This is a genomic window from Bacillus sp. Marseille-P3661 (genome assembly GCF_900240995.1).
GTDB lineage: Bacteria > Bacillota > Bacilli > Bacillales > Bacillaceae_J > OESV01.
In genome coordinates, this window is the sequence record NZ_LT965953.1 from 1,844,588 (window position 1) to 1,866,207 (window position 21,620).

A 21,620-nucleotide genomic window follows, 5' to 3' on the forward strand; every position below is an offset into this window, starting at 1 on the left:
TTTTACAAAATGCTTTCAAAAGGATGATTAAACTAAATCACCCCCTTGTTCTTTAATTCGTTTAATTCACCTTCTGAAAATTCAAATAATTTCTCATAAACCTCTTCATTATGTTGACCAAGAAGAGGTGATGGTTCTATTTGAACATTAGAATCTGATAATCTTATAGAGTTACCAGGCATTACTAGTTTTCCTCTAATTGGATGATCGACTTCAATAATCATACCGCGCTCTCTTAAATATTCATCCACACTTAAATCTGTTGTCGATAAAACAGCACTTGCTGGCACACTTGCATTACCAAGAGCTTCCATAGCTTCATATTTCGTTCTCTGACTGGTCCATGTGCTAATTAATTGATCCACTTCATGTCGGTGTTCATAACGACTTTCTGGTGTCGCAAACCGTGGGTCCTCGATTAAATCTTCACGACCAATAACTTTTAGAAGATTTCTCCATTGGGGGCTACCTGGCCATCTAGACGTGTAGACAAAGACATAATCATTCTGACCACCTGGCTGACAAGGATAGACATTACATGGAGCTACTCCTGCCATTGGCATTTCATTTCCTACACGTGGTGCTTCCTTTCCAGTTAGTAATTGTCTCGCCCAGGCAGAACGGCTGAAATTTATCATCACATCTTGCATGGTAACTTCAACTTTTTGTCCCTCACCTGTTACAGTACGTTGAAATAGAGCTGCAAGAACAGCTATTGCACAATGATACCCTGCTCCACTATCAGCAATATTCGCTCCTGCATGCATAGGTGGACCATCCTGTTCACCCGTTATACTCATTACACCACCCGCGGCTTGACCAATTGCATCAAAAGCTGGAAAATTGGCATAAGGTCCATCCGTACCAAACCCTTTAATTTGGGCGTAAATCACTCTAGGATTAATATCGCGCAGTGTTTCATAATCAAAACCTAAACGTTCTATCACACCTGGGGAGAAATTTTCGATAAAGACATCCGCTTTCTTCACCATCTTTAACACTAAATCTCTGCCTTCAGGCTTTTTCACATCGACAGTTACCGATTTCTTATTATTATTTAAGATAAGAAATCCATAGGAATCTTCATTAGGACGATCCCTTGATGCACCTCTTCCTTGCTCACCTGTACCCGGTCTTTCTAGTTTAATAACTGTAGCTCCTAACCACGCTAATGTTTGTGTACAAACTGTCCCTGATTCAAATTGTGTAAAATCTAATACTACTACACCGTCTAAAGCACCTTTTTTTAACATTGTTTCACTCCTATTTTATTTTCTATGAAATCTTCTAATTGTGCTGTCATCGCTGAATTATCCCAGCCACGTGAATCAACAGGATCTGCTCGCAATTGCAAGATTGGAATTCCAGCTTCTTCAAATGCTTTTTTTACAAAATAAGTACCGCCAGCTGCTTGCGTACAACTATCAGATATTAAATGAACAACACCATCAATCCCATTATGCTTTGCTTCTTTTACATACCAGTCGCTATTCCAAGGAGGCATATGCAACATATCTTCCATACCGACAGAACGACTAACTAGCGTACGCAATGGATCTTCTCCATATCTCGGATAACCATCAGCAGCTAATCCAAGGTAAATCGACCATATAAATGCAGCACCATATTTCTCTTCAAAATGCTGATAAAAACCTAAATTAAACCATAAACCACGTCCAAGCCACATAAGACGAACATTTTCTTTTTCGCATACACTTTTCTTACGATCAACCAGTTCTTTCACCTCTTCGTATAATGATTTCGCCATATCAACAGCCCACTGTGTACCCCGTTGCCATTGCGGCACCATAACAGCAGGAACCGTATCAGTTATGCTTACTGGAGAAGGAATGGTTTCAGCTATTAAATCCCTCGTTTTTCGGTTATATTCAGCCTGCTCATTAACAAGTTTCATAACCTGTTTAAACTTAACTTCGCTAAAGGTTTTACCAGTATGCAATTCAAGAAAACGGATAAGCCCCTTAAAATCTTCAACCATATAGTCCATTCGGTGCGGTTCAAATAACTCATCCCAATTATGGGAGACTTTATCCCACCAATTAGTTGGTATTGCTCGTGGAACCGTATTTTCTAACGGGTAAAATGGGACATCTAATTTCTTTGACCATAATTCGAAAATTTTCGCTTGTGAGTCACATGTTAATCTAGTTACTGCTACTGTAGGTTTAGGTAAGCCGCCCCATGGACCATTTTCGGGGTTAGGGTCAAACGAAGTTGCCAATGAGAGTGAACAATAACGACATAAATCTTGACGGTAACCGTGTTCATTTAATAAATCTAAATAATACGGTGACATTTGTTTGGCCGAACAGACGGATGACCACCATTGATTCACAACATATGGTATGTCCATTGCACGAAAGATCTCTTGTGGTACATCCGCATTCACAAATGCAAAGGGTTCACCTTGTTCTACTTTTTCTCTTAAATCCTGAAACCATTTTTTTTGATAAGCTGTTGCTACTGTCGGTGTCTTTAACCGCTTAACACTTGCTTTCCCTGTATCTCTAGTCATTACTTTTTTATCTTCACTCATTTTATTTCCTCCCGTACAGTTTCAGCCTTTTGTTTTTCGTTTAACAAATTTATAAAGTCTTTTACTTTATCAGCAACTTGGTCTTTATTCACTAAGTGATATTGCTGGCGGTCTATTAAAAGGACTGGAACCCCCATCGCTTCAAGAGCTTTCTTTTGTTCTGGATAATCCCATGAAGGCGCATCGTCTGCGTGATGTATAAAGAAGATAACACCCTGAGAATTTGTAGCGCTTACATTTTTTACAATCGAGTAAACTCGTTCAGATACGGTTGATTGTGAAGATGGCAGTGACCGTTTTATATGATAATAATCAACAATAGCTTCTAATGGTTCTGGATCCGTATCGATTTCTTCTATATAATTTCTAATACTAATATCATGATCCTCACCAACAATTATGGCTCCAAATGACTCTACCATTTCATAAAACTCAATGTGCTCATGCGTGCTGCCTGAAACGAAAATACGAGGACCTTCTATAGGAATAAGCTGTTCGGCATCCTCTAAGAAAGTTTTTAATAACTGATTGTACTCTTCGCGTGGAATTAAATGGGATGCACCGATAACTTGTTGTGCTTGAACACCATTTATGTATGAAACTTCAGGTCCTCTTAGTTCTGAAAATCTCTTTAGTAATCTACGAGTTTCATTACATAACTTAATTGCATTAACTAAATCCGTATCACTTATAGTCTTATCGCACCATTTTTCTAACTCTTGTATAAGTTCACGTGTTCTATCAAGATTGTATAAACTAGCATTTCTTAATTTTGAATGTAAGAAATCGTAAAAGTACAATTCTGGTAAGTTGATGTTTGGATCCGTTTCTTTTAAAGCACGTAAATAATAATAGATACGAATAATGGCGTCAGATGAATTTGTAACAATTAGGTGTTCTAGGAAACCATATGATCCATCTATAATCTGTCCCATCTGCATTTTTACACGTGGATCAAATCCACTTTCAAGATATTGATTTGCAGTATGAGGATCTTTATCAAAACGCCCACGAATTTGAATAGGATGACATCCTGCTGCAATGAGTAATTCTACGGGAATATCATTCCCAAGATAACCTATTATTTTTTTGTCCTTTTGACTGCTATAAAGTGCAATTTCATCAGGGGTAGAATATATTTTGGAAATTTCCTTAAGTACACTGTGTTCAGAATTTTGTTCAATGCTCACGTTCATAACCCCTCCATTTAAAAGGTTTAAATTATTGCTTTAATTTCCCTTATATTGGCTTCCTTATATTTCAATGTTAACTAAATATGTGTATGTAGTATACCCCCATAAAGATGTGAACTCCCCCCCTATTTGGGGGAGTGTGTAGTGATTATTGTCATAAGACTAGTAGATTTTAGTGTTTGCGGATACGTACGAACATTTGTTCATTTATTAAGAAATAAAAGGGGTTTGGGAGTTTAATGGACTACCTTTTGATCATATCAACGAAGTTAAAATATAATTCTAGTCAGATCGACCAAAATTCCCAAGTAATCTCTCAGTTAAAGGTCGATCCGACTGATTAGTTAAACTATAACTACTAATCTATTCTTTAATACAAGCCACTGCATGCCCTTTTTGAACTTCCCGAAGCTCAGGATCTATCTGTTTACACTCATCTGTTGCGATTGGACAGCGATTGTGAAAGCTACAGCCTACTGGTCTATTTTGTGGACTTGGAATTTCACCCTCAATTAGCTGGAGCTCCCTTTTTTCCTCCATCTCAGGGTCAGGAATCGGAACAGCTCCTAACAATGCTTTTGTATAAGGATGTCTAGGATTGTCATAGAGTGTTTTCCAGTCGGCAGTCTCAACGATTCTACCAAGATACATAACAGCTACCCGATCACTGATATGTCGTACAACAGACAAATCATGGGCAATAAACAGATAACTTAAATCTAGTTTTTCCTTTAGTTCTTCTAGTAAATTGATGATTTGTGCTTGAATAGAAACATCCAATGCCGAAATAGCCTCATCACAAACAATTAAGGAAGGATTGCTAGCGAGTGCTCGTGCGATTCCAAGTCGTTGCCTTTGTCCACCACTAAACTGATGTGGCACACGCTTTTTCAAACTTGGATCAAGTCCGACCATCTTAAAGAGCTCTTCAACTTTTTCAGTATATTCCTTTTTATTTTTCACTAAGCTATGAATAAGCAATGGTTCTCCAACAATAGACTCCGCCGTTTGCCGAGGATCTAATGAACTATATGGATCTTGGAAGATCATTGAAATCTCTTTTCTTGTAGGACGCAATTGTTTTTTAGATAGAGATGCAATATCTGTTCCATTTAATTTAATTTCTCCAGATGTCGGATCATAAAGGCGCAATATAGTTCGAGCAACGGTAGACTTCCCACATCCACTTTCACCAACAAGTCCGAGTGTTTCACCTTTATTTATATAAAAACTGACGCCATCTACTGCTTTAATATCAGATACCTTTCTTTTCAATGCCCCTTTTACAACAGGAAAATACATTTTTAAATGATTCACCTCTAGTAATTTCTCACCAGTCGATACATTATTCTTTTCGAGCATTTCGTTTTCTTTATACAACAATGTAGATGCCGTTTCCTGTGCAGTTTGCTGCGTTTCTAATGTGTTCATAGCCTCTTTCAAATTGACATAGCATGCAGTTTCATGCTGGTCATTGACCTTTACTAATGGTGGAAATGCAGAAGTATAACAATTACTTGTACGAAATACACATCTAGGTAAAAACTGACATTCGTCTTTTTTGTTAATTAAATTAGGCGGCAACCCCTCAACTGGTATAAGCTTTTTATCCTTTGGATCGTTAAGTCTCGGAACTGCATTTATTAACCCTAATGTGTACGGGTGACTTGGAGAATGAAAAATATCCTTCGCTTTTCCAGTTTCAACAATTGTTCCCGCATACATTACATATATTCTTTCAGCATAGCGAGCAACTACACCTAGATTGTGAGTAACCAATATTAAGGACATATTGCTGTTCTTAACAATATCTCGTAACATCTCAAGTATTTGGGCTTGTGTTGTAACATCTAAAGCTGTAGTCGCTTCATCTGCAATTAAAATTTTAGGATTAATAGACAATACCATCGCAATCATAATCCTTTGTCTCATACCACCACTAAATTGGTGAGGATAGTCATCTATGCGTGTTTCAGCGTCAGGTATACCTACTTTTTGAATCACTTCGATCGCACGTTTGCGTGCCTCAGCTCGATTTACTTTAAGATGAAGAATAATAGATTCCATGATTTGTTCGCCAATCGTTAATACAGGATTAAGGGAAGTCATGGGTTCCTGAAAGATAAAACCAATCTCTCCTCCACGAATCTTACGAATTTCTTCACTTTCAGGTTTCAATTTTAATAAATTGACCCCTTTATATAACACTTCTCCCCCTACAATCTTACCTGGAGGTGTTGGTATTAATTGGAGTCCTGACATCTGGGTGATTGATTTACCACAGCCACTCTCTCCAACAAAGCATACAATTTCTCCCTCATCAATGTAATAGCTTACACCATCAACAGCTTGAACACGATTTCCATCTACATTAAACTCTGTTTTAAGCTGATTCACTTCCAAAAGATGGTTCATTTTTTTATAACCTCCATATCCAACAATCATAAGTACCCTAAATTTTGATGTTCAATTTATATAGAACCTCTCAAACGTGGATCTAATGCATCTCTCAATGCATCACCCACTAAATTAAATGCTAAAACAACTAACAGTACGCATCCTCCCGGTGCAAAAGAAAGTACAGGATTACTTACTAAATAACGTTGCCCTTCACTAACCATTGCACCCCATGCTGCCTCTGGTGCAGTAATTCCAATTCCTAAAAAGCTTAAAGATGCCTCTGCTAAAATAGCAACTCCTAAATTCAAGGTAATTAGCACGATTATCGGTGAAAAACAATTCGGCAAAACATGCTTGATTAAGATACGAAAGTTATTTGATCCAATGACCTCTGCAGCCTTAATATAATCTGATTCTTTAACAGTTAACACTTGCCCCCGCATAACTCTAGCGTATTTAGGCGTGAGTGATATAGCCAAGGCAATAATCACGGTCCATGTCCCTGCACCAAGTACTGCACCAACTGCAAGTGCAAGAATAATTCCTGGAAAGGCTAACAAAGCATCAATTACTCTAGATATTACAGTGTCAATAATTCCTCCAAAGTAACCTGAAATTAATCCTAAGAAAACTCCAACTACTAGTGACAATCCTACTGACGTAATACCAACTAACAGTGAAACCCTAGCTCCATAAATAATCCGACTCAAGACATCTCGTCCTAAGGAGTCAGTCCCTAACCAATGAGCTGCAGAAGGCTGCTGTAGAGCACTCCTTAAATCTTGTTTATACGGATCATAAGGAGCGATAAATTCTGCAAATAACGCCAGAAATACCATTGCGATTAGAATCGCTCCAAAAATAATAACTATTTTCCTGCCCAAAAACACTCTAAGAAATCGTCGTAATTCACTATTTTTCAGCGAGGATTCATTTTCTATCTTCGTATCCATTGTTTCGGTAGTCATTTGTATCACTCCTTATTTATAACGAATTCGTGGATCAAAATAACTGTAAGAAATATCAACTAGTAAATTAGATACTGCAACAACAAAAGCTATTAAAATCATACATCCTTGAACAACAACAATGTCCTGATTAAAAACAGACTGTAACATAAGTCGACCAAGTCCATTGACATTATAAACAGTTTCAATAATGACTGATCCTCCTACAATATTAGGTAACATTAAACCAGCAATGGTCACAACTGGAATAATCGCATTTTTTAGAGCATGTTTTATGATGATAACATTATGCTTAATTCCTTTTGAACGAGCTGTTCGAATATAATCTTGACGAATAACTTCTAACATAGATGATCTTGCTTGACGAGCTATAATGGCCATAGAAGATAATCCAAGTACCAAACTTGGCATGATGACATATTTAGTACTTTCCCAAAAGTTTTCAGTTAATGGTACATACCCTTGCACCGGAAGCCAACCTAGCTTAAGACTGAAAACGTAAATACCTAATATTCCAAGCCAAAAATTCGGTACTGCCATTGCAAAGTTTGCAGCCGTAGTGATAAAGCCATCAATCCATCCTCCGCGTTTCATCGCTGCAATGACGCCCATTGGAACACCTACGGTTATACTAATCACAAAGGCAAGTATCCCTATATGAATCGTCGGCGGCAATCGTTTAAGAATCATATCTGCAACATCTTCTCGATAAATAATAGATCTCCCAAGATCACCTTGTACCACTCCACCTAACCAGGAAAAGTATTGTTCATGCAACGGACGATTTAACCCTAACTCCTCAGTTAACTGTGCAATCTCTTCCGCTGTTGCTTCATCTCCTAGAATAGTTAGCACAGGATTACCTGGTAATGAGTGTAAAAGAAAGAAACAAAATAGACTTAAAATAAACAAAACGATCAGTAACTGAATAAACCTTTGGACAATATATTGGGACATATACGTATTCTCCTTTTTTTACTCATCTCAATCAGAAACTATTTCCTAGAAACCTTGTAATATATAACTCTTTGTGCATATTACTTTATAAATATTTAAATACATTTCATATAAATCTAAAGAGTAGAGTCAATATTGCTTTAAGCATCTCTAATAATGGTAGACTCTTGATATTAATAGAAGTTTCCAATCAATAACTGTTCTAGAACTCAAGTGCTTTCCCTAGCAATGATTAATGAAGATGCACCAAAGGAAAGCCTTCATCTTTGCTTGAGCCTATTTACATAACATAAAATAAATAATAAATATTCTGAAAATAAGTAGTGCAAAAATTCGCTCCTCTTAAAATGTAGTATATTTAAATATTTATAGATACCAAATTTAAAAGTAAGATACCGGTCCTTTTCAATGTGCTTTAACTGAATTTTTTCCATCCCGACATCGATACCTACATTAAAATATTACACCCATTAATTTAGCGTAAGCCTTCCAACACGACCAGGATCCTTTACTACATGACATTCTTTTCCAAATATCATGGTTGAGCGATCAATTGTTGAATAACTGGACCATGTAGGCAGACCAGCGTGACCTGGATTACCGTTTCTAGCAAAAGAAATCCATGCCTGACTCATGTTAGATGCTAATGTATACTTATCAGGATCTTCACCGACTAATTCGAAAGGCATTCTATGGACGTTATTGAACACAAATGGTACTTCAAGTCCATGCATAGATTTCATTTTCCCTCCCAATATCGGTGATTCCCACGTAAACTGGTACATATAAACAGCTGCGGCCTGCTGTGCCAATTTTCTTTCGGCCAAAGTAATACTATCTCTAATTGTCACCCGATCGCTTATGATCGAAATTAACAGATCGTTAGCTGAAAGATGTGGGAGTTCGTTACGATAAGCTGCAATAACGTGCTCTCCCCCCTCTCCAAAATATAATGAAGCCCATTTGCGTAATCCGACCTCATCAATGGATCCTAAATCAGGATCAGAGAAGAGAAATAAGGTTGCTTCATCTTTAGTGGTACCAATCATTAAAGGAACATCTGCTGATAGAGGTGACCCAACTGGATCAAAAGGATGTTGCGGTAAATCATAACCATCAACAACTGGGCTGATCGCTATATGCCTTCCCTTTTCAGCGAACCTTTCTGGCGTCCAAGCTGTAGCGACATGATAAGCTTCCCATAAACTTTCTACCGGAACTGTATGCAATCGGTCAATCTCCTTTTCACTGACTCCTAAGTGATTAAGTACCTTTTCAGCAATTTCTGTGGCATCTTCACGAGTTGACATCTTCAAGCCGTAGGCACTTTGGATAATTGCACGATGAAATAATCCTTTTGCCGCTGGCATGGCCATAAGTGTACTAACCTTCGATCCTCCCCCTGAACAACCAAAGATCGTTACATTATTAGGATCACCACCAAAGACCTCAACGTTCTCCTGAACCCATTCCAATGCTAAAACTAAATCAAGCATTCCTACATTGCCAGATCGATCATATTGTCCCCCTATTAAATCTCCAAGAAATAAATACCCTAATGGCCCTAGTCGATGGTTAACCGTAATCACCACGACTTCCCCATTTTTAGCCAGTGACGTCCCATCCGTTCGCGGACCTGCCCCTGATCCTTGAAAAAAACCACCACCATGACACCAGAATAAAACAGGCCGTCGACCTCCATCATTAAGCCCTGATGTCCAGACATTTAGAAACAAACAGTTCTCACTTGCTTCTTCACGAATTCGAATACTTGATTGGGCTTTTGTCAATTCATTGTCTGGGTTTATATTACCTTTAGTCTGAAAACAACGAGGGCCATATTCCGTCGCATTGTATATACCTGTCCATGGATTCATTTTTGATGGAGGTAAAAACCTTCTTGAACCATCCGTTCCCTCACCATAGGGAATTCCTTTAAATGAGTAGATTCCATCCGTGACTTCACCCCTAATTTTCCCACTTGTAATCTCAACAATCTGATTGACCATACGCCCTCTCCTATCGTTATTAGCTTTCTTTTAATTGATGTAAGATGAACAGCCCTTTAAACTTTTAAATAGGGCTATTCATCCTAAAACATCATCGTTTAACCTATTTTTTTAACCAAGCTGTTTCCGGATTCCAGTGTGTCATCTGTGTTTGCAGGAACCCATGATCTTGGACTTTTCCATTCTGAGCAAGTAAGGTACTCATAACTACTAAAGGAATACTAGTTTGATATTCGCCAAAGATTAACTCTTGTAACTGTTGAGATAAATCAATTAAATCTTCAGATGTTGTCATTGTTTCCGCTGACTTTAATAAAGTCTCTGCGTCTTCGTTAAGTTTTGTCATACGATAATGTGAGCTGTCTGATGCCATACTTCTATTAAAATCAAAAATTACATTATTACTAATTCTAAAAGTCGTATGAATTAAATCTTCCCACGTTCCTTCACTACCTGTCTTTTCCGCCCAATGCGAGCTTTGTACACCATTTAATTCCAGATTAATTCCTACTTCTTTCAGATAAGCCTGGACTGCTGTATACATCTGTATCATATCAGGATTATTATTACTAAATGTTAGTGTGAGGTCTAATCCGTTACTATAGCCTGCAGTCTTAAGCAGCTCTTTAGCCTTTTCTGGGTCATATGGTGTGCCCTCAACATCTTGACTGAACACGAGAGATTTAGGGACAGCCCATTGGTTCACAGCCTCTGCATATCCGTAAAATATTGTATCTACAATGGCTTGTTTATCAATGGCATAGCCAATTGCTTTTCTTACATTTACATCCGTTAATGGGGAGTCAGGATTCTCGCTATCTGGTGCTAAACTATATCCAATTGCGCCATTCGCATTTTCCAAAGTCTCAATTTCAAAGCTACTTTCTAAATTACGCGCACTATGTGGGGATGTATATAAATAAAGATCATAGTCCCCAGCCATCATTGCAGCTTCAGCAGTTGCTGGTTCCTTAATGGTGTTGAATTCGACAGCATCCAAGTAAGGTAGACCTTCTACCCAATAGTTTTCATTTTTAACAAACGTTACTTTTTGATCTTTAATCCATTCTTTAAAGACAAATGGACCTGTACCTACTGGATTTTCTTGTAGCCATTCTTCACCTTTTTCTTGATAAGCTGTAGGTGAGGCCATTTGTTCGAAACCAAATAACGCTTCAAAGATGCTATTATCCCAATTGGATAAATTTAGTTTCAAATTATATTCATCTAACACATCAATGGATTCAACAGCCGATGCCTCAACTCGTCCTTTATCTCGATAGTGCTCGATATTCCATTTTACAGCTTCCGCATTAAAGTCCGTTCCATCATGAAACTTAATTCCTTGATTTAACTCAACTGAAATGGTTTTAGCTTCGGGATCAGCTTCCCAGCCTTTGGCTAACCAGGGAATAATTTCTCCAGCTTCATTATAACGAGCAAGAGTTTCATACACTGTTAGTGATACGATACTGTCACCTCTTGATCGAATAAGAGGAGGTAATCCAAGGTTCATCAAATTATCGCCAGATACAATTTTTAACGTACCACCGTATTTGTCATTCTCAGAGGTTTCAGTGGTTTCACTTTCTGCATTCGTCGATGTAGTCTCACTCTCATTTGTTGGAGTTTCACTTGTTTTGGATGTACAGCCTACTAGTGTAATAGCCAGAAGTAACAGTATAAATACTCTCAATGCAACAACGTATGTTTTATTGATTTTTGTCCTCATCTCTAACCACCCTTTTAATGAAATTTGTATTTTCATGCATTTAAACATACAAACTACTAATTTTAACTCTTATTTAAGGATTTTGGCCTGAAACCATTAGTGTAGGTCGGTGTTTAATATTTAATTTTTCTGTTGCTTGTTCCCAAACTAATCGTTCTTCTGCATCAGGGTCACCTACTTGTCTTGTCACTTGGTCAAATATCATCGTTGACCTGTCACCAAGATCATAGGTTGACCATTTCGGAAGTTCTGGATGATTAGGTTGACCATGATAAGCAAAAGCGATCCATGCGTTTTGCATTTTAGTAGCAATTTGGTTTCGTTCATTTGAATTCCCTGTTTTCTGTATAGCTGACTCTTCACTTAAATTATTCCAAACAAAAGGAACTTCAACCCCATGTCCTGCACGGAAAATCCCGTTAAACTGAGGTGATGGCCAATCAAATCGATACAACCATGTTGGTGCATTTTGTTTTGCCCTAACCTCTGCAAATTGAAGAGCTGCATATGTAAAAGCGTTATATGTCATCAGTGGCATCAATTTATCTATTATTGTTTCTCTTGATTCCCTCTCATGAAGATAGTAATCTGAAACTAGTGACCAATAAGGACCCGCCATAAATTTTACATGCTCTATAACTCCCTTATCGTCTAAACCTTTCCAAATTGGATCAAGAAGCAGATTAAGTCTAGCTTCATCAAGCGTTGTTCCAATTATTACGGGTACGGACCTCGAAATCCCCTTTTCTAAGCGATCTATCGGATGCTCTGGAATAACTCCCCCATCTACAATAGGAGCGAGTGAGATCCCTAGCTTTAAATCTTTAACTGCTTGTAGGAAATGTTCAGCTTTGAATTCCTTTAATTTGTATAGTTCTTTCTCTTTTACGTCTAAATATTGGAGTACCTTTTCAGTGATTTTTGTAGCGGTACCTGAATCAGAAAATGTTGTAAGAGCACCGCTCTGTATGATCGCGCGATGAAAAAGCCCTTCTGCTATAGGCATAGTTAACAATAGACCAACACTTCTACCACCTGCTGATTGTCCGAAGATTGTTATATTGTCTGGATCACCACCGAAGGCTGCTATGTTTTCCTTCACCCATTTCAATGCTTCCACTTGATCAAGTAAACCATAATTGCCTGAACCAGCGTATTCCTCACCACCAATATCGGCCAAATGGAGAAATCCAAAAGGCCCCAAACGGTAATTGATAGTAACAACTACTACGTCACCATTTTCCACAAATGACTCAGCATTATATAAGGCTTTAGACCCTGAACCTTTGGCAAAACCTCCTCCATGTATCCAGACCATAACCGGTTTTTTCTTCTGAGCGATCCCACTTGACCACACATTTAAGTACAGACAGTCTTCACTTATTTCACCTTGAATGGATGGATCGGCCACTTGCATCGCAGAAGGTCCAAACTTTGTAGCATCCCGAATTCCTACCCATTCCTCTGGCGGTTCAGGTTTTTGAAACCGATGCTTACCGATTGGTGGCTTGGCAAAGGGTATGCCTTTCCATACATATACATTCTCTTTCTTGACCCCTAGTACTTTCCCATACCTTGTATCAATAATTGTAGATCGAATTTTTATCACTCCAGTCCATATTTGAATGCATTTTTAAGTTCTCTCGAGTCTTCCATACTGTAAAAAGTGTATTTCAAATCATTTAGTCCCCTTGGATTGTATGCGTTTTCATAGTTTTGTAAAATAATTACAACTTCAAACATTTTGTGAGTATTGAAATTCTTTAACCTGTTTTAGCACCTTTTCACTTTTAACTATGGAATAACTAATTGGTAATTTGGAAACGTTTCCCCTTTTTAGTTTAGTGACTCATCCTGTTAAAATTGAGATTATTATGAATTTTTAGATAATTACACGAATGCGTCTCTTTCATATATATAGAACCAGGAATCCCCTCCTTGATACAACATGTTATCCAAAATTTTCATAATAGTATACCCCCCTTTAAAATGGGAACAATCCCCATTTTGAGGGGGGCGGAATATAAATCACAAGTATTACATCTTTTGTAACACAAAAAAAAACGCTCAGTTTAAAATTCTGAACGTTTTTCACTTGCTAACTTAAGTGCTAATTTAGCAATAGCTATAATGTTTCGAAGACATATTGTACGGTATTTAAGCAAATTCACTAAATACTGGCTTTTTGCATGTGTCCACAAAAACACTAAAAAAGCCGTTTTAACCCTAGTAGCGCACCGTATGTCCGAACAATCTCAAAGAGCAAAAATAGATTACCAAACCAATCCGTCTAACTTGCTAGAGCTAATTAATTCTCTTCACTGTACCTAAACTAAAACTAACATAAGCCACGAATGCAAGTCCAATCGATGAAACAACTGCATGCATTCCGAATGGTTGTGGATAATAGGATTGGAATAAGACGTAGGAGATTATTCCAACTACCATTGAAGCAAGGGCTCCATATTTATTTCCATTTTTCCAATAAAGACCCATCACAATCGGCCATAAAAACGCTGCTTCCAATCCACCAATCGCAAATAAGTTAAGCCAGATTATTAAATCAGGAGGATTAACCGCCATCAAAAAGACGATGACTCCCAGTAAAGCTGTAATTCCCATACTAATTTGCTGTACTTTTTTACGAGAAACATTAGGGTTTATGTAATTAATATATACATCTTTCACAATCGTTGAACTCACTAATAAAAGTAATGAGTCCACCGTTGACATAATGGCTGCTAACGGTGCAGCAAGCACAATTCCAGCTAACCATGGAGGTAACACTTCCAGTGCAATAAGCGGCATTACGCGATCGCCCACTTCAATTCCTGGTAAAATTGGACGAGCGAATACACCAATTACATGCATGTTTAGCATAATAACACCCACGACAATCGTGCCAATGATTAAGGCTCGGTGAAAGGACTGTGTGTTTTTATAAGACATTGCACGAACAGCTATTTGTGGTAATGCCACAACACCGACACCCACTAATACCCAATAAGAAGAGACATAAGCAGGTGTTAATGTTCCTTTTGCTCCAAAAGGCGTAATTAAATTGGGATTCTCAGCTTGAAGGTCAGCTATGATTGTTGATATTCCTCCACCTGCGATAATAACACCAATGAGCAGAATCACTGTGCCCATAAACATGATACTTCCTTGAACTGCATCAGTTAATGTTACAGCACGAAATCCACCAAACGTTACATAAATTAAAACAGTTACTACGAAAATAAACAAAGCTGATTGATACGATAAGCCTGTCAATGATTCAATCAGACGGCCCCCACCAATCCATTGAGCTGCCATTGCGGAAAATAAAAAAACAACTATACTACAAGAAGATAGTAATACGACCCACTTCGATTGGTATCGCTCTTTCAAAAAGTCAACCAATGTAATTGCCTGATACTTTCGGGTTACAATCGCAAATTTTTTCCCTAGAATCATTAAAGTAAAATATCCTGTTGCTACCTGAGTCACCGACAACAACACCCAACCTAATCCCTCATTATAGGCAACACCAGGGCCGCCAATGAAGCTACTTGCACTGCCATATGTCGCAGTCATTGTCATTGCAAGTACAAAACCGCCTAAACTCCGACCACCTAAATAGTAATCCTGCACAAAAGATTGATTTGTTTTATCGTTTCGACTTGCTATTAATCCAATAATAAAAATAAGGGCCACTGAACCAAATAACGTACTTGCTGCTTCCCAATTCATTCTTTTAACTCCTCGTCACTAAATGGAACATCCACAAAAAATACTTTTACAATAATAAATACCAATATTGACATGACAACTACACCCATTACACAGCTGTAGAAAAACCATGCTGGGAATCCAAAAACATATGTATAGCTGGAAGGTTCTTTACTTCCCAATCCATAAGCAAATGCAAACCACCATACAAAATTAAATAGTACGAGTCCAATTCCGATTAGTGCTTCCCTATTTGCTATTTTAAATCGCTGGTCATTAGTATGTTTGCTCAATATATATCCCTCCTTCTGTATTTTCTTAGATGAAACTTCGTCCTTAAGTATGATATGAGTAGTCTTTTTTCTAACACAGCAAAACGATACTTAAAGTTGAACATTTACCTTAATACAATGTTTTTAATATATAGGTAAAATATTACTATAAATAGATTGGTAAATAAACAAGAAAACACGGGGAAAACGCGGGGACGGTTCTCACGTATACAATTTTGGTTTGCAACGCACAAGAATCGTCCCCATGTCCCATTGCAGATTAGGAATTTTTTTTAAAATCTTAAGCAAACTATATTAGTATTCACAACTATAATATCGAAAGGAGATTGTATATGAAACATAATGAAAAGACATCTAATATAGTTGATCAAAAGAAACTTTTAGAGGATAAAGTAAAAAAAGCTAGAGCAAACGAATTTGAAAACGTACGCACCAACAACACAAATGGAGTTCCTGAACAATAAGGTGTTAACAGTCATACTCTCCTATTTTGCGATGAAAAAGCCGATTGATTTTTATAAAAAAGCCAATCGGCTATATTCAAAGTTTTAGATAACTTATTTCTATATTCTCACCTAATTAGTCGGTTCTTCATTCAAAACAGGCTTTCCCGCTTCAACTAATACATTGTTTCGTCCCAAGAAAATAGCAAGAATAAAAATCAAAACTCCTGTTCCTATTAGGAGCCATTCGATTCTAATAATGTCTGCGATTGGTCCAAATATCAGCATTCCAATTGGCATCATCGAGGTAGAAATCATCCCCATAACTCCAAACACTCTTCCTAAATAATCTTCCTCAATTTTCTCCTGTAATAAAACGGTAGTTGGTGTATTAAAAATGGTCATAGCAACCCCAAATAATGCCATGAACACCAAATAAATCCAAAAGATCGGCACGACACCAAGCGCAAGTGTGCAGACGCCCATAATAAGACTTGCAAATGTCATCGTTTTAATCTTGTTCTGAAATCCTCCCCAAGCAGCAATCACGCCGCCACCTACCATCATGCCAATAGAAAAGGCGATCTCGATTGCAGTAAGTCTCCACACGTCACCACCGAAGCTACGAGTAACTTGCAATGGTGTCAAAAACGCTGCAGGAGCCATTAACACAAAGAAGAAAGCAAAAAATAAGAAGAATTTCTTTAAAAAATCATGGTTATTTACATATTTTAAGCCTTCTACAAAGTCACTAAAATAACTAGAAGTTTGTTTTTCAGCCGCCTTCTCATGTACAGAGACCTTTAAAAAAGCAAGCAATGTTACGATCGCAATAACTGCCGTAATTACATCGATGAAAAAGATGATGTCAATCGAAGTAGTAGCCAATAAAGCTGCACTGACCATCGGCGATACGAACATTATTACAGCTTGAATACTTCCATTAGCTCCATTTACCTTTGTCAGCTTATCCTTCGGAACAATTTGTGGTAAAATCGCACCTACAGCCGGCATTTGGATTCCTGTCCCAAACGCACGAATCGCTGCCATCAAGAATAGTAGCCAAATTGCATCAAATCCCATTAAAAACAGAATGGCAAGAATCAGTGTTGCAATCGCAATGAGTCCGTCCGCTAAAATAATCAGCATTTTTCGGTTATAGCGATCTGCCCAAACCCCTGCGACGGGGGACAAAATGAAGGTTGGGATAAAACCGCAAATAATGTACAACGTCATCATTAAACCCGATTCTGTAGTTAAAGTGATATACCACATAATGGCGTATTGGACTAGAGACGATCCAAATAGCGATATGGTTTGACTACTTAAAAAGAGAATAATATTTCTCAGCCAATTCTCCTTGTAATTGTTATCAACTGTATTCATTTACTAACAACTCATTTCTATAAAATTTTTATTTAATTTGTTTAACCTACGTTCATAAACATCGTTCACACTTATTTTTAAAGACAACAAAAAAAGAGGGGAAATATCATCCCCTCTTTTCATATAACCGTTAAATGTTGGTTTCCTTAAAAATAGACAGACGTATCCCGTTGCTCTGAACACAGGCAGAGCCTTCAATCGTATTTACTTAACGAATGAAAGTGGGAATCTTAATCTCATTGATGCTGTCAAAAGGAAAACCTCCATTTCTCTTATAATTAAAATGATTATATCAAATAGGACAAATAAAAACAATTAATAATCTTCTACTTTTGACACGTTCCAGGCAAACAGTTTATTTTTGAATATTACGATCGAACTATATGATCAAAGCATTGTATTTTTCAAATATATATCGAATGGAATCAGGTGATGCTGCAATTAAATCACAACCTCTATCATCGTAAATATGAAAAATCGTCCTTTTATTTATATTAATAAATAAATATTATGATATATACTAGGCCTAATTCCCAAATCTTGATTGCAAATAGCTTTTATTATAGAAATGTAATTGATATCAGAAGTCTTACATAGCAGGAACAATCTATGTGTTTTATATGTTCCATCTTCATTATCTTCTGGAAATATATATGGAATCGAATGTTGTTTTAATTTATACAGTACAGGTTTCTTTTTTATATACTTAGAAAAAATGTTCAATTTATGTTTGAAAATTGAACCATATGCAGTATCGTTTACATTTCAACTACTACATAAAGATCATCGTCTGCTGAATGTAGAGATGTAAATAAACTATAGGCCTTTTTATAGACAGCTTGTAGATAAGGGCTATTTTCATAAGCATATCGAACATCATAATTCATACCTAATTCAAAGCGTATACCAAGCCACAAACTCAATGTTAACACATATTACCTAACTTCATTATGCCATTCCATTTTAGCTCGCTAATGTCGCAAACGCAAAAACTAATAAACGAAAACACATTTTGTTTATAAATGATCTAACAAAAATTAAGCACGTTTGTTTCTCCTGTTGACACAAAACAAACAATACACTAATATGTTAGTATATAATCAAACGAATTTCATTTTCGTTTATATATTAACTTTTAGGAGTGGTAAACAAGTGGAACTGTCAAATTTGTTTTGGGATGCCTCTTTAGAAGAATTAAAACGGGGTTATATTGAAGAAAGTGATTCTTTTACTTGCCTTCTTTGTGTAGAAAAGATTGAAAAAGGAATTATTTATCCTTATGAAGATAGATTTTACGAAGCAGAAAGATTTATCCGGATTCATATTGAAACTAGCCACGAGTCTGTTTTTGAATATTTACTTGGAATGGATAAAAAACTTACCGGTCTTACGGATCATCAAAAAAGCCTACTACACCTTTTTTATCAAAGCAAGAATGACAAAGACATTCAAAAAGAACTTGATATCGGAAGTACATCTACTATTCGTCATCATCGTTTTGCATTAAAAGAAAAGGAACGACAAGCCAAAACTTTTTTAGCGATGATGGAATTACTTAAAGAAAAAGATCAATACGCACCAGCCTTTTTACCTGTGCATAAGACAGCCACAATGGTTGATGACAGATATAACATCACTCAGGAGGAACAAATAAAAATAGTAAAGCAATATTTTGCAAAAGGAGCATTAACCAAATTTCCACCAAAGGAAAAACAAAGGCTAGTCGTCCTTCGGGAAATTTCTAAACAATTAAAAATAGATCACATATACGATGAACAAGAGCTGAATCAAACATTAAAAGGTTATTATGTAGATTACGTTTTAATCAGGAGATATCTAATTGAATATGGTTTTTTAGATCGTAAACCAGATGGCAGCAAATATTGGCTAAAAAAGTAAATTTAAAAAGGAGATATACAATGGACCGCAAAAGGGAATTAAAACAGCAATATAAAGAAACAACGGTTGAAGCAGGTGTTTATCAAATCAAAAATAAACTAAACAACAAAATCTTAATCGGTAGTACACGTAACTTTAAAACCCTAAACGGAACTAAATTCATGCTTGAAACCAATGGTTATACTACCAACAAACAGCTTCAAACTGAGTGGACACAATACGGGAAAGATGCATTCACCTTTGACATACTTGAAAAATTGAAACAAAACGATGACCCATATTTTAATGAGAAAGAGGCGTTAGCAGATCTTGAAGAAAAATGGTTAGAGCAACTACAACCATATGGAGAACGGGGCTATAACGAAAGATAATCTCATTATTTTATATAAATACATTTCTATTATGTCCAAAAATTGACATGGATTGATGCATACCTTAAACTTCTATTTATTCTAAAAGATGGTTATAGAAAGGATGATTTGTAATGAGCACCCATCAACACTTGACACCGGCCAACTCACTAAAAGAGAAAGCAGTGTCTTTTCTACAGCTCGTAGCATCAGGTGAAGTACGTGCGGCATACCAGCGTTACATTGGACCAGACTTTTGTCACCATAATCCCTATTTCCGTGGCAATGCAGATTCACTCATGCTCGCAATGGAAGAGAATTCAGTCCAAAACCCACACAAGATACTAGAAGTTAAACATGCTATTCAAGAAGGAAATACCGTAGCAGTACACTCTCATGTGAAACAGAATCCAGATGATCTTGGAGGAGCTGTAGTACATATCTTTCGTTTCAAAGATAACCTAATCGTTGAAATGTGGGATATAGGTCAACCTATACCTGAGGATTCCCCAAATGAAAATGGTATGTTCTAATATAATAAATGAGCATTAAATAATAGTACCAGAGCCCCGATATGTATCGCACTCCATCGGGGATTCTGGTACAACTATTACCATTCTAAGTATCTTTTCAAAGTCCTTCGTAAAATTTCATGGCCACTCCCCCATATTCACTCATCTCTCAAGAAAATCTTTTAACGCATCCAAATCCTTCGCACAGGCTTTTTTAAAAGATCCAGCCATCATTTTCCCGAAAAATTTAGATAAACCAGTTAGTCCATTAATCTCTCCAAATAAAGTAACTTCTGTTTGATTATCAAATGAAACTAGGATGTACGTAAACACAAATTCTCCTTTACCCGTAGTACCTTTCGTTCCATCACAGCGAAGAACAATTTTATCAGGTTCATCTAGTTGGACCACTTCAAAATGCTCAGTCGCTTCTTTTCCAAACATCTTTCTTGTTTCCTTCCACTCACTTCCCACCTGCAAAGGCCCCTCATCCAATCGCTTTATTCTTACTAAACCTTGCATCCAGTTCTTTGCTGCATCAAGATCAAGCAAACCCTTGTACACTTTCCCCTTTGATTCACGTATGATTCTTTTCACTTCAAAACGAATACTCAACCTGATATCCTCCTTCTAAAAAACTGGATATAGAAACCCCTAACACACACGTTCTAAAATCCAATTAATAAAAGTATTAGTCCCTACAACCTGATTTTATATAACTTCTCCCCTTTTCGCACCCATCCAACCTATTTCCAACTTTTTGTTCTATTAAAAATAGAACAGAATTGTTATAATAATAATAGAACAGCAGGAGGGATTGCAATGATTATAAAAGTTGAACATGATTCTGATATTCCCATTTATGTACAATTAACCAATCAAATTATAGAAGGAATCGCGAGAGGTTTGATTCAACCAGGAGAATTCCTACCTTCTGTTAGGGCATTTGCAGCAGACCTGGGTGTCAATATGCATACGATCAATAAAAGTTATCACCAATTAGAAAAAAAGGGAATCATCCGAATTGTTCCAAAATCAGGAGCTATCATCTCTTCACCACAAGATTTCAATGAATACTCTTTGGAAAGGCTAAAAAAAGGTTATAAACCACTTATAGCAGAATCACTTGTCGTTGGAATGTCTAAAGAGCAAATTCAGGAACTCGTTATTTCTATTATTAGAGACTTGCAAGTACGTTCATAGGAAGGAG

The 21,620-nt window shown here is 36.9% G+C and carries 18 protein-coding genes and 1 pseudogene; 5 read left to right on the forward strand and 14 right to left on the reverse strand.

The window, feature by feature from the left end; translation table 11 throughout:
- Nucleotides 1-32 precede the first annotated feature (32 nt).
- From C1724_RS08580 to C1724_RS08630, 11 genes are all read right to left on the reverse strand, one after another.
- Nucleotides 33-1,253, reverse strand: a complete 1,221-nt coding sequence (locus tag C1724_RS08580; protein ID WP_102346262.1) for a CaiB/BaiF CoA transferase family protein — start codon at nt 1,251-1,253, stop codon at nt 33-35.
- Nucleotides 1,247-2,557: a 2-hydroxyacyl-CoA dehydratase subunit D gene (locus C1724_RS08585; protein ID WP_102346263.1), complete on the reverse strand. Its 1,311-nt coding sequence runs from the start codon at nt 2,555-2,557 to the stop codon at nt 1,247-1,249. The genes C1724_RS08580 and C1724_RS08585 overlap by 7 nt, the downstream gene beginning before the upstream one ends.
- Nucleotides 2,554-3,747 (reverse strand): 2-hydroxyacyl-CoA dehydratase subunit D, encoded by a 1,194-nt coding sequence (locus C1724_RS08590; RefSeq protein ID WP_180994186.1) that lies wholly within the window; start codon nt 3,745-3,747, stop codon nt 2,554-2,556. The genes C1724_RS08585 and C1724_RS08590 overlap by 4 nt, the downstream gene beginning before the upstream one ends.
- A 366-nt stretch (nt 3,748-4,113) precedes the next feature.
- A complete protein-coding gene (locus tag C1724_RS26275) occupies nt 4,114-6,165 on the reverse strand; it encodes an ABC transporter ATP-binding protein (protein ID WP_102346265.1) in 2,052 nt (683 codons plus the stop codon).
- Between the two features lie 56 nt (nt 6,166-6,221).
- Nucleotides 6,222-7,118: an ABC transporter permease gene (locus C1724_RS08600; RefSeq protein ID WP_102346266.1), complete on the reverse strand. Its 897-nt coding sequence runs from the start codon at nt 7,116-7,118 to the stop codon at nt 6,222-6,224.
- 12 nt (nt 7,119-7,130) lie between these two features.
- Nucleotides 7,131-8,075: an ABC transporter permease gene (locus C1724_RS08605; RefSeq protein ID WP_102346267.1), complete on the reverse strand. Its 945-nt coding sequence runs from the start codon at nt 8,073-8,075 to the stop codon at nt 7,131-7,133.
- Between the two features lie 470 nt (nt 8,076-8,545).
- Complete coding sequence (locus tag C1724_RS08610) at nt 8,546-10,084, reverse strand: carboxylesterase/lipase family protein (protein ID WP_102346268.1); 1,539 nt, start codon at nt 10,082-10,084, stop codon at nt 8,546-8,548.
- A gap of 103 nt (nt 10,085-10,187) precedes the next feature.
- The gene (locus C1724_RS08615; protein ID WP_180994187.1) at nt 10,188-11,816 is read right to left on the reverse strand and encodes an ABC transporter substrate-binding protein; all 1,629 of its coding nucleotides are present in this window, start codon (nt 11,814-11,816) and stop codon (nt 10,188-10,190) included.
- A gap of 73 nt (nt 11,817-11,889) precedes the next feature.
- Nucleotides 11,890-13,425 (reverse strand): carboxylesterase/lipase family protein, encoded by a 1,536-nt coding sequence (locus tag C1724_RS08620; protein ID WP_180994188.1) that lies wholly within the window; start codon nt 13,423-13,425, stop codon nt 11,890-11,892.
- A gap of 695 nt (nt 13,426-14,120) precedes the next feature.
- Nucleotides 14,121-15,548, reverse strand: a complete 1,428-nt coding sequence (gene panF, locus C1724_RS08625) for a sodium/pantothenate symporter (RefSeq protein WP_102346271.1) — start codon at nt 15,546-15,548, stop codon at nt 14,121-14,123.
- A complete protein-coding gene (locus C1724_RS08630) occupies nt 15,545-15,820 on the reverse strand; it encodes a YhdT family protein (protein ID WP_102346272.1) in 276 nt (91 codons plus the stop codon). Before C1724_RS08630 ends, panF begins: the two co-directional genes overlap by 4 nt.
- Before the next feature lie 332 nt (nt 15,821-16,152).
- Here C1724_RS08630 and C1724_RS26060 point away from each other — a divergent pair, with 332 nt between their 5' ends.
- Nucleotides 16,153-16,284, forward strand: a complete 132-nt coding sequence (locus C1724_RS26060; RefSeq protein ID WP_258000320.1) for a hypothetical protein — start codon at nt 16,153-16,155, stop codon at nt 16,282-16,284.
- Nucleotides 16,285-16,395: 111 nt separating this feature from the next.
- Here C1724_RS26060 and C1724_RS08635 read toward each other — a convergent pair whose 3' ends face one another.
- Both C1724_RS08635 and C1724_RS08640 read right to left on the reverse strand, forming a co-directional pair.
- Entirely contained in the window at nt 16,396-17,649 is a 1,254-nt protein-coding gene (locus tag C1724_RS08635) for an MFS transporter (protein ID WP_102346273.1), read from the reverse strand.
- 379 nt (nt 17,650-18,028) lie between these two features.
- Nucleotides 18,029-18,581 (reverse strand): annotated as a pseudogene (locus tag C1724_RS08640) (DUF3885 domain-containing protein).
- Between the two features lie 220 nt (nt 18,582-18,801).
- Between C1724_RS08640 and C1724_RS08645 the strand changes: the two are divergent.
- From C1724_RS08645 to C1724_RS08655, 3 genes are all read left to right on the forward strand, one after another.
- A complete protein-coding gene (locus tag C1724_RS08645) occupies nt 18,802-19,548 on the forward strand; it encodes a DUF2087 domain-containing protein (RefSeq protein ID WP_102346274.1) in 747 nt (248 codons plus the stop codon).
- Between the two features lie 20 nt (nt 19,549-19,568).
- The gene (locus C1724_RS08650; protein WP_102346275.1) at nt 19,569-19,919 is read left to right on the forward strand and encodes a GIY-YIG nuclease family protein; all 351 of its coding nucleotides are present in this window, start codon (nt 19,569-19,571) and stop codon (nt 19,917-19,919) included.
- A 113-nt stretch (nt 19,920-20,032) separates the two neighbouring features.
- The gene (locus C1724_RS08655; RefSeq protein WP_102346276.1) at nt 20,033-20,431 is read left to right on the forward strand and encodes a nuclear transport factor 2 family protein; all 399 of its coding nucleotides are present in this window, start codon (nt 20,033-20,035) and stop codon (nt 20,429-20,431) included.
- Nucleotides 20,432-20,572: 141 nt separating this feature from the next.
- On the opposite strand, the gene C1724_RS08660 is transcribed toward C1724_RS08655, so the two are convergent.
- Nucleotides 20,573-21,025, reverse strand: coding sequence for an SRPBCC family protein (locus C1724_RS08660; RefSeq protein ID WP_102346277.1), 453 nt, complete (start codon nt 21,023-21,025; stop codon nt 20,573-20,575).
- 207 nt (nt 21,026-21,232) lie between these two features.
- Between C1724_RS08660 and C1724_RS08665 the strand changes: the two genes are divergently transcribed.
- On the forward strand, nt 21,233-21,613 hold the full coding sequence (locus C1724_RS08665; RefSeq protein ID WP_102346278.1) for a GntR family transcriptional regulator: 381 nt from the start codon (nt 21,233-21,235) through the stop codon (nt 21,611-21,613).
- The last annotated feature ends 7 nt before the right edge of the window (nt 21,614-21,620 follow it).

What these genes read in the sequence shown, in the direction of transcription:
- C1724_RS08615 (WP_180994187.1), bottom strand. Translation starts at nt 11,816, where the DNA reads ATGAGGACAAAAATCAATAAAACATACGTTGTTGCATTGAGAGTATTT.
- C1724_RS08650 (WP_102346275.1), top strand. Translation starts at nt 19,569, where the DNA reads ATGGACCGCAAAAGGGAATTAAAACAGCAATATAAAGAAACAACGGTT.
- C1724_RS08585 (WP_102346263.1), bottom strand. Translation starts at nt 2,557, where the DNA reads ATGAGTGAAGATAAAAAAGTAATGACTAGAGATACAGGGAAAGCAAGT.
- panF (WP_102346271.1), bottom strand. Translation starts at nt 15,548, where the DNA reads ATGAATTGGGAAGCAGCAAGTACGTTATTTGGTTCAGTGGCCCTTATT.
- C1724_RS08665 (WP_102346278.1), top strand. Translation starts at nt 21,233, where the DNA reads ATGATTATAAAAGTTGAACATGATTCTGATATTCCCATTTATGTACAA.
- C1724_RS08580 (WP_102346262.1), bottom strand. Translation starts at nt 1,253, where the DNA reads ATGTTAAAAAAAGGTGCTTTAGACGGTGTAGTAGTATTAGATTTTACA.
- C1724_RS26275 (WP_102346265.1), bottom strand. Translation starts at nt 6,165, where the DNA reads ATGAACCATCTTTTGGAAGTGAATCAGCTTAAAACAGAGTTTAATGTA.
- C1724_RS08635 (WP_102346273.1), bottom strand. Translation starts at nt 17,649, where the DNA reads ATGAATACAGTTGATAACAATTACAAGGAGAATTGGCTGAGAAATATT.
- C1724_RS08605 (WP_102346267.1), bottom strand. Translation starts at nt 8,075, where the DNA reads ATGTCCCAATATATTGTCCAAAGGTTTATTCAGTTACTGATCGTTTTG.
- C1724_RS08600 (WP_102346266.1), bottom strand. Translation starts at nt 7,118, where the DNA reads ATGACTACCGAAACAATGGATACGAAGATAGAAAATGAATCCTCGCTG.
- C1724_RS26060 (WP_258000320.1), top strand. Translation starts at nt 16,153, where the DNA reads ATGAAACATAATGAAAAGACATCTAATATAGTTGATCAAAAGAAACTT.
- C1724_RS08655 (WP_102346276.1), top strand. Translation starts at nt 20,033, where the DNA reads ATGAGCACCCATCAACACTTGACACCGGCCAACTCACTAAAAGAGAAA.
- C1724_RS08610 (WP_102346268.1), bottom strand. Translation starts at nt 10,084, where the DNA reads ATGGTCAATCAGATTGTTGAGATTACAAGTGGGAAAATTAGGGGTGAA.